Origin of the sequence: Mycolicibacterium cosmeticum (genome assembly GCF_000613185.1) — a bacterium.
Taxonomy (GTDB): domain Bacteria; phylum Actinomycetota; class Actinomycetes; order Mycobacteriales; family Mycobacteriaceae; genus Mycobacterium; species Mycobacterium cosmeticum.
The window spans coordinates 1,233,124-1,246,981 of sequence record NZ_CCBB010000003.1 but is presented as its reverse complement, the minus strand read 5'-3'; the positions used below and the strand labels follow the sequence as shown (position 1 = coordinate 1,246,981).

General features: G+C 70.2%; 14 protein-coding genes. 5 read left to right on the top strand and 9 right to left on the bottom strand.

The genetic code is table 11. From position 1 onward, the window contains the following. The first annotated feature begins 30 nt into the window (after positions 1–30). Together BN977_RS25175 and BN977_RS25170 are read left to right on the top strand one after the other, a co-directional pair. Positions 31–786 (top strand): AraC family transcriptional regulator, encoded by a 756-nt coding sequence (locus BN977_RS25175; protein WP_036402329.1) that lies wholly within the window; start codon positions 31–33, stop codon positions 784–786. A gap of 18 nt (positions 787–804) precedes the next feature. Further along, positions 805–1,362, top strand: a complete 558-nt coding sequence (locus BN977_RS25170) for a YdcF family protein (RefSeq protein WP_036402328.1) — start codon at positions 805–807, stop codon at positions 1,360–1,362. Here BN977_RS25170 and BN977_RS25165 read toward each other — a convergent pair. Next, positions 1,312–2,859 carry a flavin-containing monooxygenase gene (locus BN977_RS25165; protein ID WP_051561890.1) on the bottom strand — a complete coding sequence of 516 codons (1,548 nt, stop codon included), beginning with the start codon at positions 2,857–2,859 and terminating at the stop codon, positions 1,312–1,314. The genes BN977_RS25170 and BN977_RS25165 overlap by 51 nt on opposite strands. Positions 2,860–2,904: 45 nt before the next feature. Continuing rightward, positions 2,905–3,888 carry a TIGR03617 family F420-dependent LLM class oxidoreductase gene (locus tag BN977_RS25160; protein WP_036404381.1) on the bottom strand — a complete coding sequence of 328 codons (984 nt, stop codon included), beginning with the start codon at positions 3,886–3,888 and terminating at the stop codon, positions 2,905–2,907. A 59-nt stretch (positions 3,889–3,947) separates the two neighbouring features. On the opposite strand from BN977_RS25160, the gene BN977_RS25155 reads away from it, so the two are divergent. After that, positions 3,948–5,276: a flavin monoamine oxidase family protein gene (locus BN977_RS25155; RefSeq protein WP_165576370.1), complete on the top strand. Its 1,329-nt coding sequence runs from the start codon at positions 3,948–3,950 to the stop codon at positions 5,274–5,276. On the opposite strand, the gene BN977_RS25150 is transcribed toward BN977_RS25155, so the two are convergent. Both BN977_RS25150 and BN977_RS25145 read right to left on the bottom strand, forming a co-directional pair. Next, complete coding sequence (locus BN977_RS25150; protein ID WP_036404376.1) at positions 5,266–6,189, bottom strand: alpha/beta fold hydrolase; 924 nt, start codon at positions 6,187–6,189, stop codon at positions 5,266–5,268. The genes BN977_RS25155 and BN977_RS25150 overlap by 11 nt on opposite strands. Before the next feature lie 45 nt (positions 6,190–6,234). Beyond that, on the bottom strand, positions 6,235–7,317 hold the full coding sequence (locus BN977_RS25145) for an NAD(P)-dependent alcohol dehydrogenase (protein ID WP_036402327.1): 1,083 nt from the start codon (positions 7,315–7,317) through the stop codon (positions 6,235–6,237). A 23-nt stretch (positions 7,318–7,340) separates the two neighbouring features. On the opposite strand from BN977_RS25145, the gene BN977_RS25140 reads away from it, so the two are divergent. Then, positions 7,341–8,309, top strand: a complete 969-nt coding sequence (locus BN977_RS25140) for an NADPH:quinone oxidoreductase family protein (protein WP_036402326.1) — start codon at positions 7,341–7,343, stop codon at positions 8,307–8,309. On the opposite strand, the gene BN977_RS25135 is transcribed toward BN977_RS25140, so the two are convergent. The 3 genes from BN977_RS25135 to BN977_RS25125 form a co-directional block, all read right to left on the bottom strand. Next, the gene (locus BN977_RS25135; RefSeq protein ID WP_036402325.1) at positions 8,306–9,907 is read right to left on the bottom strand and encodes a CocE/NonD family hydrolase; all 1,602 of its coding nucleotides are present in this window, start codon (positions 9,905–9,907) and stop codon (positions 8,306–8,308) included. The two genes, BN977_RS25140 and BN977_RS25135, sit on opposite strands and share 4 nt — an antisense overlap. A gap of 16 nt (positions 9,908–9,923) precedes the next feature. Continuing rightward, entirely contained in the window at positions 9,924–11,450 is a 1,527-nt protein-coding gene (gene mbtM / locus BN977_RS25130) for a long-chain-fatty acid--ACP ligase MbtM (protein WP_036404373.1), read from the bottom strand. A 121-nt stretch (positions 11,451–11,571) separates the two neighbouring features. Beyond that, the gene (locus BN977_RS25125; protein ID WP_024454825.1) at positions 11,572–11,862 is read right to left on the bottom strand and encodes a WhiB family transcriptional regulator; all 291 of its coding nucleotides are present in this window, start codon (positions 11,860–11,862) and stop codon (positions 11,572–11,574) included. Positions 11,863–12,013: 151 nt separating this feature from the next. Between BN977_RS25125 and BN977_RS33690 the strand changes: the two genes are divergently transcribed. Continuing rightward, on the top strand, positions 12,014–12,304 hold the full coding sequence (locus BN977_RS33690) for a DEAD/DEAH box helicase (protein ID WP_407661210.1): 291 nt from the start codon (positions 12,014–12,016) through the stop codon (positions 12,302–12,304). Here BN977_RS33690 and BN977_RS25120 read toward each other — a convergent pair. Then, complete coding sequence (locus BN977_RS25120) at positions 12,210–13,031, bottom strand: BtpA/SgcQ family protein (protein ID WP_024454828.1); 822 nt, start codon at positions 13,029–13,031, stop codon at positions 12,210–12,212. The genes BN977_RS33690 and BN977_RS25120 overlap by 95 nt on opposite strands. Positions 13,032–13,079: 48 nt before the next feature. After that, positions 13,080–13,850: an SDR family NAD(P)-dependent oxidoreductase gene (locus BN977_RS25115; protein ID WP_036402324.1), complete on the bottom strand. Its 771-nt coding sequence runs from the start codon at positions 13,848–13,850 to the stop codon at positions 13,080–13,082. Positions 13,851–13,858 lie beyond the last annotated feature (8 nt).

Here is a 13,858-nt window from a genome sequence, read left to right as displayed (position 1 = left end):
TCCTGTTTCGTCAGCGATCAGGAGTCCAGCATGCCCAGCGCGAATCCGGCGGCGCTTCCACAAACCTGCTATCCCGCGGTGTGGTTGAGCCCCGGACAGGCGCTCTACGCCGGCCCCGGGCTGGGCCTGGAACCGCATTCCGGATCGGTGTGGTGTCTGGCCGTGGGTATCGACGCGCCGTTGACCGTCACCGTCGGCACCCGCCGGATCGTGGCCCGCTCCGCGCTAATCCCACCGCGGCTCACCCACCACCTGGCGGTCGACGGCCGCCTGGTGTCGTGTTACCTCGACCCCGCGTCCGAGCGCACCCGGCCCTGCCGGCAGCGGTTCACCGAGTTCGATCACCAGATCGGCGTGCACCACGACGCACAGCGGACCCTGCTGACCGTGCCGCAGGATGATGCCGCGGCGGCGCGGTGGCTGGCCGCGGCGGCGCCGGTCGCGATCGACGTGATCGACGCCCGGATCGAGCTGGTGGCCAAGCAAATTCGCGACGATCCCAGCACGCAGACCCCAGCGCGTGAGCTGGCGGCGGCTGCCGGGCTGTCCGAATCGCGGTTCCTGCACCTATTCCGCCAGGAGACCGGATCGAGCCTGCGCCGCTACCGGATGTGGAGCCGACTGATCCGCGCCGGCGCCGAACTGGCGGCCGGGCACAACCTCACCACCGCCGCGGCGAAAGCCGGCTTCGCCAGCCCCTCGCACCTGGCCGACCGGTTCAAGACGACATTCGGGTTGTCGGCCACCCGGTTACTGGCGACGGGGCTGACCATCCGGATTCTGTGAGCGTGGTCGAATGGAGCGATGGCGTCGAAACGGGTGTGGGTGCCGGCCGTCCTGGTTTTCGGCGCGGCGGAGTGGGTGACCTGGCGAGCTTCCCGCGAGCTGACCGAGAGTGCCGGCGATGCGCCGGTGCCCGGCGAAACCGTCCTGGTGCTGGGGTGCCCGATCACCGCGCTGTGGAAGTGGCGGGTCCGCATCGCCGTCCGCTCGACCGATCCGTCGACGGCGCGGTTCATCTTCTCCGGGGCCGCGGTGCGCACACCGGTGCCGGAGGCGGCGCTGATGGCCGACTACGCCGTCACCCGTCTCGGGGTGCCGCCGGCGAACGTCACCGTGGAGGATCGGGCGCGAAACACCGTGCAGAACATCGTGAACTCGATCCCGCTGATGACCGACAGCCCGGCGATCAAGATCGCGTCCAACACCTTCCACGCGCGCCGGGCGCGACAGATCGTCCACGACGAGGCACCGACGCTGGCCCGCCGGTTGCGCCCCGCCCGCGACTACCTCCCCGGTGAATGGGGACCGCTACACGTGGCCCTGCTGGCCTACCACCTGTACCGGCGCCGGTTCGGCTAGCGTGCGGGCCGGCGCACGCCCGAAGACCATCGACTCCTCGATCCGATCGAACCGGTGGTCGATGACGTCCAGGCCGTAGTTGTGCCGCACGTTCCACGGCCGGCGGGTACCGGACTTGGGCAGTGCGTGCGGCGCCCGCGCCACGTAGCCGGCGTTGATGTCCCACGCCGGTTTCTCCTGAATCGGCACACCGTTGCGGTGCGGGTAGGCGTGGGTATAGCCGTGGGTATCCATGTACGCCAACAGCTTCGCCACCGATTTCGCCGTCATGTCGGCGCGCAGCGTCCACGACGCGTTGGTGTATCCGACACACCACGCCATGTTCGGCACCTCTTCGAGCAGGTGCTCCTTGTAGACGAACCGGTCGGTGGGCTCGATCCGCTGTCCGTCGATGCGCAACTCGATCCCGCCGAGCGCCTGCAGCTGTAACCCCGTTGCGGTGACGATGATGTCGGCGTCCAGCCGGCCACCGCCGGCCAGCACGATGCCAGTGGCGTCGACGTGATCGATGTGATCGGTGACGATGTCGGCGCGCCCCGCACCGAGGTCCTCGTACAGGTCCCCGTCGAGCACCAGACACATTCGCTGGTCCCAGGGTCGATAGCGGGGCTTGAAGTGCACGTCGACGGGATAACCCGCGGGCAGGCGCGCGATGGTCCTGTTGCGGATCAATCGCCGGCCCAGGCCCGGCGCCTTCCTGAAGAACAGGAACAGCGCATAGTGCATCCAGGCGTTGCGGAACCGGATGAAGCGATGAGCAAGCTTGTCCGGCAACAGCTTCCGGACGGTCTGCATGACGGCCGGGACGGCGGGCATGGCCATCATGTAGGTGGGCGAACGTTGCAGCATGGTGACGTGACCGGCCGTGCGGGCCAGCGCGGGAACCAGGCTGATCGCGGTGGCTCCACTCCCGATCACCACGATGTTCTTGCCGGCGTAGTCCAACGATTCGGGCCAGAACTGCGGGTGCACCACCGTACCGGTGAAGTCGTCCATCCCCGCGATCGGCGGGGTGTGCGGGTGGTCGTAGTCGTAGTACCCGGTGCCGAAGAACAGGAAGCGGGCCTGGCGGGTGGCCGGTACCCCGTCGGACTCGGTGCGCACCGACCAGGTGTCGGTCGCCGAATCCCAGTCGGCGGACAGCACCCGGGTGCCGAACCGGATATGCCGGTCGATGCCGTACTTGCGGGCGGTGTGCGTGAGGTACGCACGGATATCGGCACCGTCGGCGACGTGCTCCTCGCGGGTCCACGGCTCGTAGGGAAAGCTGAGGGTGAAGATATCGCTGTCGGAGCGAATACCCGGGTAGCGGAACAGGTCCCAGGTGCCGCCGATGCGCTCGCGACGTTCCAGGATGGTGTAGGTCAGCCGCGGGTTCTGCTCGTGGATGCGGTAGGCGGCGTTGATGCCGGAGATGCCCGCCCCGATGATCAGCACATCAGTGAATTCGGGGGCGACGCCAGGGATCAACCCGGACTCGACGTGCTCCTCGCCCATGGACGACCTCCTCGTGGTCCTGCGCCGTACCACCACCATAGGTGCTCAGGTACGCAGTGCGTCAACGATCTGGGCCAGCGAATCCACCGCGATCGGTCCGGGCTGGTAGATGCACACCCGGTCGGACACCCCGCGCACCCGGTCCGCGATATGGGCGGCGACCTGGGCGGGAGTGCCACAGGCGGCGATGGTGTGCAGCACATCGTCGTCGATCAGCCCGCCCATCTCGGCCCAGCGGCCCTGCTTGGACAGCGCGTTCAGTTCGGGCTGCAGCTCGCCCCAGCCGTGCGCCTCCAGCACCGGCCGGTACGCCGGGGTGGAACCGTAGAAGGCCAGCAACTGGCGGGTGGCAGCATGGTCGGGATTGGTGTCGGAGCTGACCGACACGATGACCTCCGGAACGATCGCGAGATCCGCCCGACCACGACCTGCCGCACTCAGGCCGGCGTCCACCGCGGCCATGGTCACCTCGTTGAGGAAACGTTTCGACCCGAACGGCATCACCAGCAGGCCGTCGGCGTGCTCGGCGACCGCGCGGGTCAGCTTCGGCCCGAGCGCGCCGACATAGATGGGCGGCGGCCCGTAGACGTTGTCACGCGGGGTGAAGGTCGGGGTCATCAGGGTGTGCCGGTAGAACTCGCCCCGAAAATCCAGCCGTTCACCCGTCGACCAGGTGGTGAAGATGGCCCGCAGGGCGGCCACCAGCTCGGTCATGCGCGCCACCGGCCGGTCGAAGTCGGCGCCGAACCGCTTCTCGATCTGGGTGCGGATCTGGGTGCCCAGCCCCAGCGTGAACCGGCCGCCGGTGAGGATCTGATGGTCGATCGCCTGGTGCGCCAGATGAATCGGATTGCGGGGGAACGCGATCGCCACATTGGTCATCAGATCCAGGCCGCCGACCGTCGAGGCCAGCGTCAGCGGGGTGAACACGTCGTGCGGCCCTTCGAAGGTGAACACCCCACTGGCACCGGCATCGCGCAACGCCCGCGCACGCTCGATGGCATCGGTCGGTCCGTACAACGCCGTCATGACCTTCACAGCGGCTCACCCTAGTGCGCAGCGGCGGTTCTTCGGTGCAGACTGAGGCCGTGGGCGATGTGATCGTGGTGGGAGCCGGGTTCGCGGGGCTGGTGGCGGCGCGCGAACTGACCAGACGGGGACACGACGTGGTGGTGCTGGAGGGGCGCGACCGGGTCGGCGGCCGCTCGCACACCACGACGATCGCCGGCGTGCCGGTCGACCTCGGTGCCACCTTCGTCGGCCCCACCCAGACCGCGGTGCTGAAGCTGGCGGCCGAACTGGGCTGCGACACCGTGCCCACCTACTGCCGCGGCAAGAACCTGATCGACTGGCACGGGCGGGTGCGGTCCTACCGCAGCACCATCCCGAAGCTGTCGCTGATCGAACTGTTCGACGTGTCCCGGATCCAGTGGCGGTTCGAGCGGCTGGCCAAGCTGATCCCGGTGACCGACCCGTGGGCGGCGCCCGCGGCCGAGCGCCTGGACCGGCGCAGCCTGGACAGTTGGCTGCGCTCGGTGCACGCCAACGCGTCGACGCGGAATCTGATGGCGATCATGTCGCGGGTGACGTGGGGTTGTGAACCGGACGCGGTGTCGATGCTGCACGCGGTGCGCTACGTCAAGGCGGCGGGCGGCCTGGGCCCCATGCTCGACGTCGAGGGCGGTGCCCAACAGGACCGCTTCCCGGCCGGCACCCAGCAGATCGCCGTCCGGATGGCCGAGGACCTGACGGTGCGGCTGAACACCGTGGTGCGCCGCATCATCGGGGACGGCACGGGGTATCGCGTCGAATCCGACACCGAGTCCTGGGAGGCACGGGCCGTGATCGTGGCGATCCCGCCGGCGCACCGCGGCGCGATCACCTTCGAACCGGCGCTGCCCGACGACCATCGAGCCCTGATAGCCCATTGGCCGCAGGGCAATCTGAGCAAGGCTTATGCCGCCTACGACAAGCCGTTCTGGCGGGCCGACGGCTGCTCGGGCGAGGCCCTGTCGGATGAGGGACCGGTGTTCATCACCTTCGACGTCAGCCCCGGTGACGACGGGCCCGGCGTGCTGTTGGGATTCGCCGACTCACGCAGCTTCGACCCGCTGCCCCCTCAGCAGCGTCGCGACCGAGCGCTGCGCAATTTCGCCGCGCTGTTCGGTGAAGCCGCCGCGACACCCATCGACTATCTCGATCATTGTTGGGGTACGGAGGAATTCGCGCCCGGCGGCCCGACGGCGGCGGTACCGCCCGGCGCCTGGACCGATTACGGGCATGCGCTGCGCGCCCCCGTCGACGGCGTGTTCTGGGCGTGCACCGAGACGGCCGACGAATGGACCGGGTTCCTGGACGGCGCGGTGCGCTCAGGTCAGCGCGCGGCCACCGAGGTGACCGGCTACCTCACGAGCTGAGCTGTTGGCGGGCAACCGATTCGGCCAGCGCCCGCAGCTGCTGTGACACCTCGGCGGGCCGTTCCAGGATGGCGCAGTGCCCGCCGGACAGCTCGACAAATGCCGCCAGGTTCGGCAGGTGCTCGGCGATGTGACGGGAGGCGTTGATCGGCAGCAGCCGGTCCTTGCTGCTGCCGATCACCAGCGTCGGCACCGTCAGGTTGAGCAGCGAAATATGGGTGGCACCAAGGCTGTCCACCAGCACGCGGGCCCAGCCGCCGCGGCCGGCCGGCGGGGTGGCGGCGAACAGCCGGTACACCAGGTCACCCACCTCCGGGTCCGCGTCCCGCCCGACGGCCAGGTACTCGACGAACCGCTTGTTGGGTCCGCCTGCCAGTTTGGGGATCGGGGTGGCCCCGAACGTCTTCAGGAAGGTGCCTGCGGTGCGGATCCGGGCCTGTGACAGCGGCGCGGGCACCGGGGCCAGTTGCACGTCTCGCAGCAGGTCTCCGGTGGTGGTGTTGATCAACGCCACGGCGTCGGCGCAGTGCAGCACCCGCCGCGGGTAGCGCTGCGACCACGACGTGATCGCGATACCGCCCATGGAGTGCCCGGCGATGACAGCGCGCTCCCCCGGCGCCAATGTCGCATCGAGGACCGCGTCCAAATCGCTGGCCAAATGATTGAGGCTGTACCGGCGGCGCTGGCGCGGGGCCTCGCTGCGGCCGTGCCCGCGGTGGTCGTAGGCGATGACGCGGTACTCGCCGGCCAATTCGGCGATCTGATGCGCCCACACCCCGATGGCGCACGTGATGCCGTGGGCCAGCACGATCGGGTAACCGTGGTCCGGCCCGAAGACCTGGGCATGCAGCCGGGTGCCGTCATTCGAGCGGACCGCCACGGTGCGGCCGGGAGGCAGCGGTGGAAGCGTCATCTGCGTGCTCCAATCGTCCCCGGCCACATTGCCGGGGCCGTCAGTCTACGCGGTGACCAGGACGGGCTTGATCACCTCGGCGGCCTTCGCGGCGGCCCAGGCGCGTCCGAAGTCGTCGAACGGGAAGGCGGCCACCAACTTGTCCAGCGGTAGTTCGCCACGCAGATGCAGATCGGCCAGCCGCGGCAGGAAGGTGTGCGGGTCGCTGTCGCCTTCGACCACCCCGCGCACCGTGATGCCCTTGGCCATGATGAGCGCCACCGGCAACTCGGCCGTCGGGGCGCCCAGCCCGAGCAGCGCCAGGGTGCCACGGGAACGCAGCAGCCCGACCGCCGCAGCGACGACGTCCGGGCGGGCCGTGGTGTCGATGACAGCGGCGGCGCCACCGGTGAGTTCGCCCACCGCGGCCGCGACATCGGCACCGGGGTCGAAGGTGTGGGTCGCGCCCAGGTCGGTGGCCAGGTCCCGGCGGGCGGTGATCGGGTCGACGGCGATGATGGTGCGGCAGCCGGCGATGCGCGCCGCCATCACCGCCGACAGGCCGACCGCACCGGCACCGAACACCACCACCGGGTCGTCGGCCGTCGGGGCGACGACATTGAGCACCGCGCCGGCCCCGGTCTGCACGCTGCAGCCCAGCGGGGCGGCCAACGCAGGTGCGATCGCGTCGGGCACCGTGACCGCGTTGCGCGACCGGGTGATGGCGTAGGTGGCGAAGCTGGACTGGCCGAAGAAACCGCCGGTGATGGGTTCGCCGTCCAGCCTCAGCGCGCTGGTTTCGTCGCGGCGGCTGCCCCGCATGTTGAGCTGGGCCGACTGATCGCAGTAGGCGGGCCGGTCGGCACCGCAGTTCGGGCAGGCACCGCAGCTGGCGAAGGTGAGCACGACCCGGGCCCCGATACGGTCGCGGGCCTGCGGCCCGGCGGCGACCACGGTGCCGGTGCCCTCGTGCCCGAACACCACGGGCACCTTGGTGAACCAGGAGGCGACGCTGATATCGGTGTGGCAGATGCCGACCGCGTCGATGTGGACCAGCACCTCGTCGGCCACCGGGTCACGCAGTTCGATATCGGCGAGCTGCGGGTCCTGACCTGGTTCGCGGAGCACCGCGGCACGTGCCTTGATCACGCCGGGATGTTAAATGGTGCCTCATGCGCGCCATACACATCCCCCGGTTGGACGGCCCGTCGGCGGCGGAGCTGGTGGACATCCCCGAACCGGACTCCGACGGGGTGGTCATCGAGGTGCACGCGGCCGGCGTCGCATTCCCCGATGCCCTGCAGACCCGTGGCCTGTACCAGTACAAGGCGCCGCTGCCCTACGTCCCCGGCGCGGAGATCGCCGGGGTGGTGCGCAGCGCACCGCAGGGTGCGCCGGTGGCGGCCGGGGACCGGGTGGCCGGGTTGACCCTGCTGACCGGCGGGATGGCCGAGGTGGTGACGCTGCCGCCGGAGCGGGTGTTCGCGCTGCCCGACTCGGTGTCCTTCGAGGCCGGCGCCGGCGTGCTGTTCAACGATCTGACCGTGCACTTCGCGTTGCGCACCCGCGGCAGGCTGGCCGCCGGCGAGACGGTGCTGGTGCACGGTGCGGCCGGCGGGATCGGCACCTCGACGCTGCGGCTGGCCCCGGCGCTGGGGGCCGCCCGGGTGATCGCGGTGGTGAGCACCGAGGCCAAGGGTGAGATCGCCCGGGCCGCAGGAGCATCCGACGTGGTGCTGGCCGACGGGTTCAAGGACGCGGTGACCGAGCTGACCGGCGGGCGCGGGGTGGACATCGTGTTGGACCCGGTCGGCGGGGACCGGTTCACCGATTCGCTGCGCTCCCTGGCCGCGGGCGGGCGGCTGCTGGTGGTCGGCTTCACCGGCGGCGAGATCCCCACGGTGAAGGTGAATCGGTTGCTGCTCAACAACGTCGACGCGATCGGCGTCGGCTGGGGCGCCTGGACCATGACCCACCCGGGTTATCTGGCGCAGCAGTGGGCGGAGCTGGCCCCGCTGCTGGCCTCCGGCGCGGTGCCCGCACCGGAGCCGGTGGTGTACCCGTTCGAGCGGGCCGCCGAGGCCATCGCCTCGCTGGAAAACCGCAGTGCCACCGGCAAAGTGGTGTTGAAGCTGCGTTAACGCGGCACCGGCAGCAGCAGCCGCGACCCGGCACCGATCTCGTGGGCCGTGGGCACCATCCGCTTCGCGGTCCACGCCGGTTCGCCGGTGCCGTGGTTGCGGGCATAGCGCGGATGCGATCCGCCCGCGATCATCAGCCGGAGCCGGGATCCACGCGCGAACCGGTGCGCGATCGGGTCGAGATCCAGCTGCAGCACCGGCGGCGCCCCGGCCTCCCGGCGCACATAACCGTCGCTCACATTGCGGGAACGCCCGTCGGCGCCGACCTCGCTGATCCGCACCCACACGTCGGCGAACCCGGTGTCGGTGCGGTGCACGAGTTCGATCCGCGGCGTGCCGAGCACCTCCAGCGCGTGTCGCAACGGCGCGGTGCTGAAGGTCACCACGTCGGCGCGCGCGGCCAAGGCGCCGTCCTCGCGGTAACCGCTCGGCGTGAACAGCAGCCGGCCACCGACGGTCGGGGTCGGATCGGTCGGGTCGAACACGAACCGGGCCAGTGCGCCGTCACCGTCGGGGCGCCGGTCCCCCAGCGCGGCTCTCGGTCGCAGGTACAGCACGGAATCCGCGGTGGCGGGCGGCCATTCGGGCGTATCCCGCCACTCCCGGCTACCGGTGACGTGAATCCGTGCCCCGGACCATCGGGGCCCGGCCAGCCAGCTCAGCGATTCCCGGATGAGGTCACCGCCGCCCTCGCCGTGGGTCCACGGGCCGACGATCAGGGCCGGCTCGGCACCGCGGTCGACGAGGCGGCGGTACTGCTCCAGGGTCTGGGTCAGGAAGACATCCTGCCAACCGGTGAGCAGCAGCACCGGCACCCCCGCGCGCTGCAGCGCGCCGCCGAGCCGGCTGGGCTGCCAGTACGGGTGCGCCGTATCGGGGGTGCGCAGCCACGATTCGTGCCAGCCGGCCCGTCCCTTGAGGATGCGCCGCGCGGCGTCGCGCAGCGGCACGGTGCGCAGCGGGGCGCGCAACCGGCGCGACGTGGTGAGCGCCCGCGCCACGGTGCGCAGCGTCCCGCCGTTCTCCTGATGAGCCACCTGGTAGCTCCAGGTCAGGAAATCGGCGAGGGCGAACGATCCGGTGCTCCAACCGGATTCGGCGAAATTATGCGGCGCCATGGCGATGATCGAGGTGGTCAGCTCCGGTGGCGGGTCGGACAGCAGCGCCCACTGGGTGAAGCCGAGATAGGACGCCCCGACGGTGGCGAACCGGCCGTCGAACCACGGTTGGGTGCGCATCCAGGCCACGGTGTCCGCAGCGTCGGCCGCCTCGCTGACCCCGGGCTCGAAGGTGCCGGTGGAGCCGAAAGTGCCACGCACGCTTTGCAAGACGACCCGATAGCCACGCTCGGCGTAGAGCCCGGCGGTGACGGTTGCCGGCAGGTTCGCACGGCCGTACGGGGTGCGCATGAGGACGGTGCCCGACGGGTCCGACGGCGTGTACAGGTCGGTGCGCAGCCGTTCGCCGTCACGGGTGACGACGTCGATATCGCGGCTGACGGTGTAGCGCGTCGTGGGCGGACCGAGACCGGCCTTGGCGGCGGACACCCGCACCGCCAGTGCGGTCAGCGGACCGCGGTTGTGAGTACGTCTGGCCATGGTGTCTCGACTGTAGCTACCGGTACTCCAGATCGCGCTTGACCTGCAGCCGGCGCAGCTTGCCCGAGGACGTCCTGGGCAGGGTGCCGGGTTTGACGAAGATGACGTCGGCGGGCACCACCCCGCATCCCGACGCGACATGCTGGATCAGTTGCGCCCGGGCCCCGGCCTCGTCGGGCCCGCGGAACTCGGCGGTGATCAGCAGGGCGGGCCGCACCGATCCCTCCCCGACGCCGACGGCCACCACCGCGCCCTCGCGCACACCGGGGACCTGGGCGGCCAACTGCTCGACCTCGGTCGGGAAGATATTGCGCCCGGCGACGGTGATGATCTCCTTCGCCCGGCCGCAGACCACCAGCCCGCCGTCGGTGAAGAAGCCGAGATCGCCGGTGTGGAACCAGGATCCGCCGGCCAGCGGCTCGTCGCCGAGGTAGCCCGTCATCATGGACGTGCCGCGGATGACGATCTCCCCCGCGTCACCGTGCGCCCCGTCGAACGGGTCGATCCGCACCTCCATACCGGCGATCGGCGCCCCGAGCACCGCGTGTGTGCCGGTGGCCGTCTCGACGGCCCGCAATCCCAGGCCCGGTTCCGGAACCGTGACCGCACAATTGGATTCGGCCATTCCGTAGGACGGGGACAACGCCTCGGCGGCGAATCCGAAGCGCGCCATCTCGGTGCCGAACCGCCCGGTGAGGGCGCAGTCGACGGGTTCACCGCCGTTGAGCGCGAACCGCAGCGCGGACAGGTCGACGTCGGTCACCCGGCGCGCATATTTGCCGATCATGCCGTACGCCATGTTGGGCGCGGCGGTGATGGTGGCCCGGCTCTCACTGAGCCAGTGCAGCCACCGGAACGGGGACGCCTGGAACGCCGACGTCGGTGCCTGCCACACGTCGGTGCCGCCGAGGGCGCCCGAAAGCAGGAAACTCAGGCCCATGTCGTGATACAGCGGCAGCCAGGAGCAACCGGTGTCGGTGGTCTGGACGCCGATACGGTCGTTGAGGCCGCGCAGGTTGGCCAGCACGGCCTCGGGTGACAGCGCGACGGTGCGCGGGGTTCCGGTGGACCCCGCGGTGCCCTGCAGCACCGCGACCGGAGCGGGTCCGTCGGGCAGCGCGAAGGTCGCCGAACGCCGCGGGTGGGCGATGCCGGTGAGATCGACGACCGCCGGTGACTCCGCGGCCAGGCGCTGCAGATGGCCGCCCTGGCTCAGCACCCGCTGGACGGCGATGCCGGCGAAGCGGGCCAGCGTGATCCGCGCCCAGTCGGCCTGGTCCGCGCCACGGATCGGTCCGGGCAGGATCGCGACCGCCGCACCGGCCAGCTGGGCGCCGATGATCGCCGCGACGAATTCCGCGGTCGGCTCACCCACCAATCCCAGGGCGGCTGATCCGGTATCGGACGCCCACGCGGCGACGTTCTCGGCGCGGGCGTAGACCTCCGGCCACGGATGCCGGACCCAGACACCGTCCTCCAGCAGCACCAGGTGATTCGCGCTGCCCGACAACCGGTCACGCAGCGCGGCGGCCAGCAAACTCACCATGTGCATGCAATTCTGGCAATGGTGACCAGCCCGCCGAACATCATGGGTGGAAAGTACAGCAAAGGAACGCCGCGCGGGCGCGCACGTTGACGACGGCGTCAATCGTGGTGTGCCGGCGTCACTGCCCGTGCGAGGTCAGCAGCTTCGCCCGGTCACGCGCCGACATCGCGCCCCACACCCCGTGGGTCTCGCCGGTGGCCAGCGCGTGTTCGCGGCAGGCGGTGAGCACCGGGCAGGCCCGGCAGATCTGCTTGGCCCGCTCCTCCCGGGCCCGCAGCCCGGACCGGCCGCGATCCTCCGGGAAGAACACCTCGGGGGCCAGCTGCCGGCACGTGCCCAGCGTTTGCCAGGTCCAGTCCTCGGCCAGTGGTCGCACGGTGCGCCACGCCCTGTCGCTCGGTACGGTCATCTGCCGACAACACCTCCGTCCCGGTCACCTGTTTGCTGCCAGTGTCACCGCAGCCGCGGCAGGTGACCAGAGATCGACTCGCCGTGAGCGCAGGCCGGTCCGCGTATGGCGACTGTCGTGTATCGCGGCGGGCGGCGGGTAATAGTGCGCGATGGACACACGTCGCGAACTCGGATCGGCGGCACGACGGTTCTTCGGTCTACAACACGTGAGGCCCGAGCAGCTGGACGCGATGGAAGCGGCCCTGTCGGGTCGTGACGTGCTGGCGGTGATGCCGACCGGCTCGGGTAAGTCGGCGATCTACCCGGTGGCGCCGGGTTCAAACGCTCCCGGCGCCCCGTGCGGGCTCACACCAGCTGGTCGCGGAAGGCCCTGGCGGCCAGCATCAATTCCTCGACCCGCTTCTGGTCGGCCCGGTTCTCGAACACCCCGTCCTGCTTGAAATACGTTCCCACCACGGCACCGTCGGCGATGTCGAGCTGCGTTGCGACGTTCTCGGCCCGTACCCCGGTGTTGACGAACACCGGCACGTTGCCGGCCGCCGACTTCACCACGCGCAGCGCCTCGGTATCGGTCGGCGCACCCGCGGTGGCGCCGGAGACGCAGATCGCGTCGGGCAGCGTGGCGAACACGGTGGTGCGGGTGATGGACGCGAGATCCCGCGCGGCGAGGTAGGTGGCCGACTCCGGCACGATGTTGAACAGCAGCTTCACCGCCGACCCGCCCACCCGGCTGCGGTGCCGGGCCACCTCGCCGACGTTGGTGTCCCACAGCCCGAAATCGCTGGCGTACACCCCGGTGAAGATCTCCCTGACGAATTTCGCGCCGGTGGCCACGGCCAGATCGATCGAGGCACGGCCGTCCCACAGCACGTTGACGCCGTAGGGTACGAACAGATCCGGCAGCAGTTCGCCGATGATGCGGGCCATGGTGATCGCGGTGATCGGCTCGGTCTTGGTCAGGTACGGCAGGCTGAACTCGTTGCTGATCATGACGCCGTCCACGCCTCCGGACTGCAGGGCGTCGAGTTCGGCGCGGGCCCGGTCCACGACGGCGGCGATACCGCCCGCGGTGTCATAACCGGGGTCTCCGGGCAGCGCGCTGAGGTGCAGCATGGCGATGACGGGCTTGCGAACCCCGAAAACCTCGTCGAGCCAGGTGGTGGTCACTGAAGTGCCTTTCTTGTTGCGTTGAATGCCAAGTCTTCTGGGGGACCGTCAGTCCATGTAGGCGCCGCCGTTGACGGCCAGCGCCTCGCCGGTGACGAAGCGCGCGTCCTCGGACAGCAGGAACGCCACCACCCGCGCGACATCGTCGGGCTGCTCGAGGCGGCCCAACGGCGTGTCCTCGATCATCATGGCGCGCACCCCGTCGGGGGTGCTGCCGCGCAACTGCGCCTCCCACTCCAGTTCCCTGGTCTGCATGGGGGTTTCGACGTAGCCGGGGCACACGCAGTTGACGGTGATGCCGTGCTCGCCGAGCTCGTAGGCCATCGCCTGGGTGAGACCGACGACCCCGAACTTGGACGCCACGTAGTCCGACAGGAACGGCACCCGGCCCTGCTTGCCCGCCATCGACGCGGTGTTGACGATGCTGCCCGCGGTGCCGCTGCGCACCATGGCCCGGGCCGCGGCCTGTCCGCACACGAACACGCCCTTGAGGTTGACGTCCATGGTCTGGTCGTAGCGGGCCACCGGCGCGTCGAGGAACTTGTGCATGAACGAGATCCCGGCGTTGCTCACCCACGCGTCCAGGCCGAGCCGGTCGGCGATGCCGTAGGCCACGGTGGCGGCGTCCTCGGGCGCGCTGACGTTGAGCACCGCCGATTCGTGCCCGACATCGGGGTTGGGCAGGCCGGCGGCGACGTCGCGCGCGGCGTCACCGTTGATGTCGGTGACGACGACGCGCCAGTCCCGGGCGGCGAGTGTGGTGGCGATGGCCCGACCGATGCCCGATCCGGCGCCGGTCACCACGACTGTCTTGGTCATATCTGTGC

Excerpts from the sequence above, each read along its gene's own strand:
- BN977_RS25175 (WP_036402329.1), top strand. The coding sequence starts at position 31 with ATGCCCAGCGCGAATCCGGCGGCGCTTCCACAAACCTGCTATCCCGCG.
- BN977_RS25170 (WP_036402328.1), top strand. The coding sequence starts at position 805 with ATGGCGTCGAAACGGGTGTGGGTGCCGGCCGTCCTGGTTTTCGGCGCG.
- BN977_RS25165 (WP_051561890.1), bottom strand. The coding sequence starts at position 2,859 with ATGGGCGAGGAGCACGTCGAGTCCGGGTTGATCCCTGGCGTCGCCCCC.
- BN977_RS25160 (WP_036404381.1), bottom strand. The coding sequence starts at position 3,888 with ATGACGGCGTTGTACGGACCGACCGATGCCATCGAGCGTGCGCGGGCG.
- BN977_RS25150 (WP_036404376.1), bottom strand. The coding sequence starts at position 6,189 with ATGACGCTTCCACCGCTGCCTCCCGGCCGCACCGTGGCGGTCCGCTCG.
- BN977_RS25140 (WP_036402326.1), top strand. The coding sequence starts at position 7,341 with ATGCGCGCCATACACATCCCCCGGTTGGACGGCCCGTCGGCGGCGGAG.
- BN977_RS25135 (WP_036402325.1), bottom strand. The coding sequence starts at position 9,907 with ATGGCCAGACGTACTCACAACCGCGGTCCGCTGACCGCACTGGCGGTG.
- BN977_RS25125 (WP_024454825.1), bottom strand. The coding sequence starts at position 11,862 with ATGACCGTACCGAGCGACAGGGCGTGGCGCACCGTGCGACCACTGGCC.
- BN977_RS33690 (WP_407661210.1), top strand. The coding sequence starts at position 12,014 with ATGGACACACGTCGCGAACTCGGATCGGCGGCACGACGGTTCTTCGGT.
- BN977_RS25115 (WP_036402324.1), bottom strand. The coding sequence starts at position 13,850 with ATGACCAAGACAGTCGTGGTGACCGGCGCCGGATCGGGCATCGGTCGG.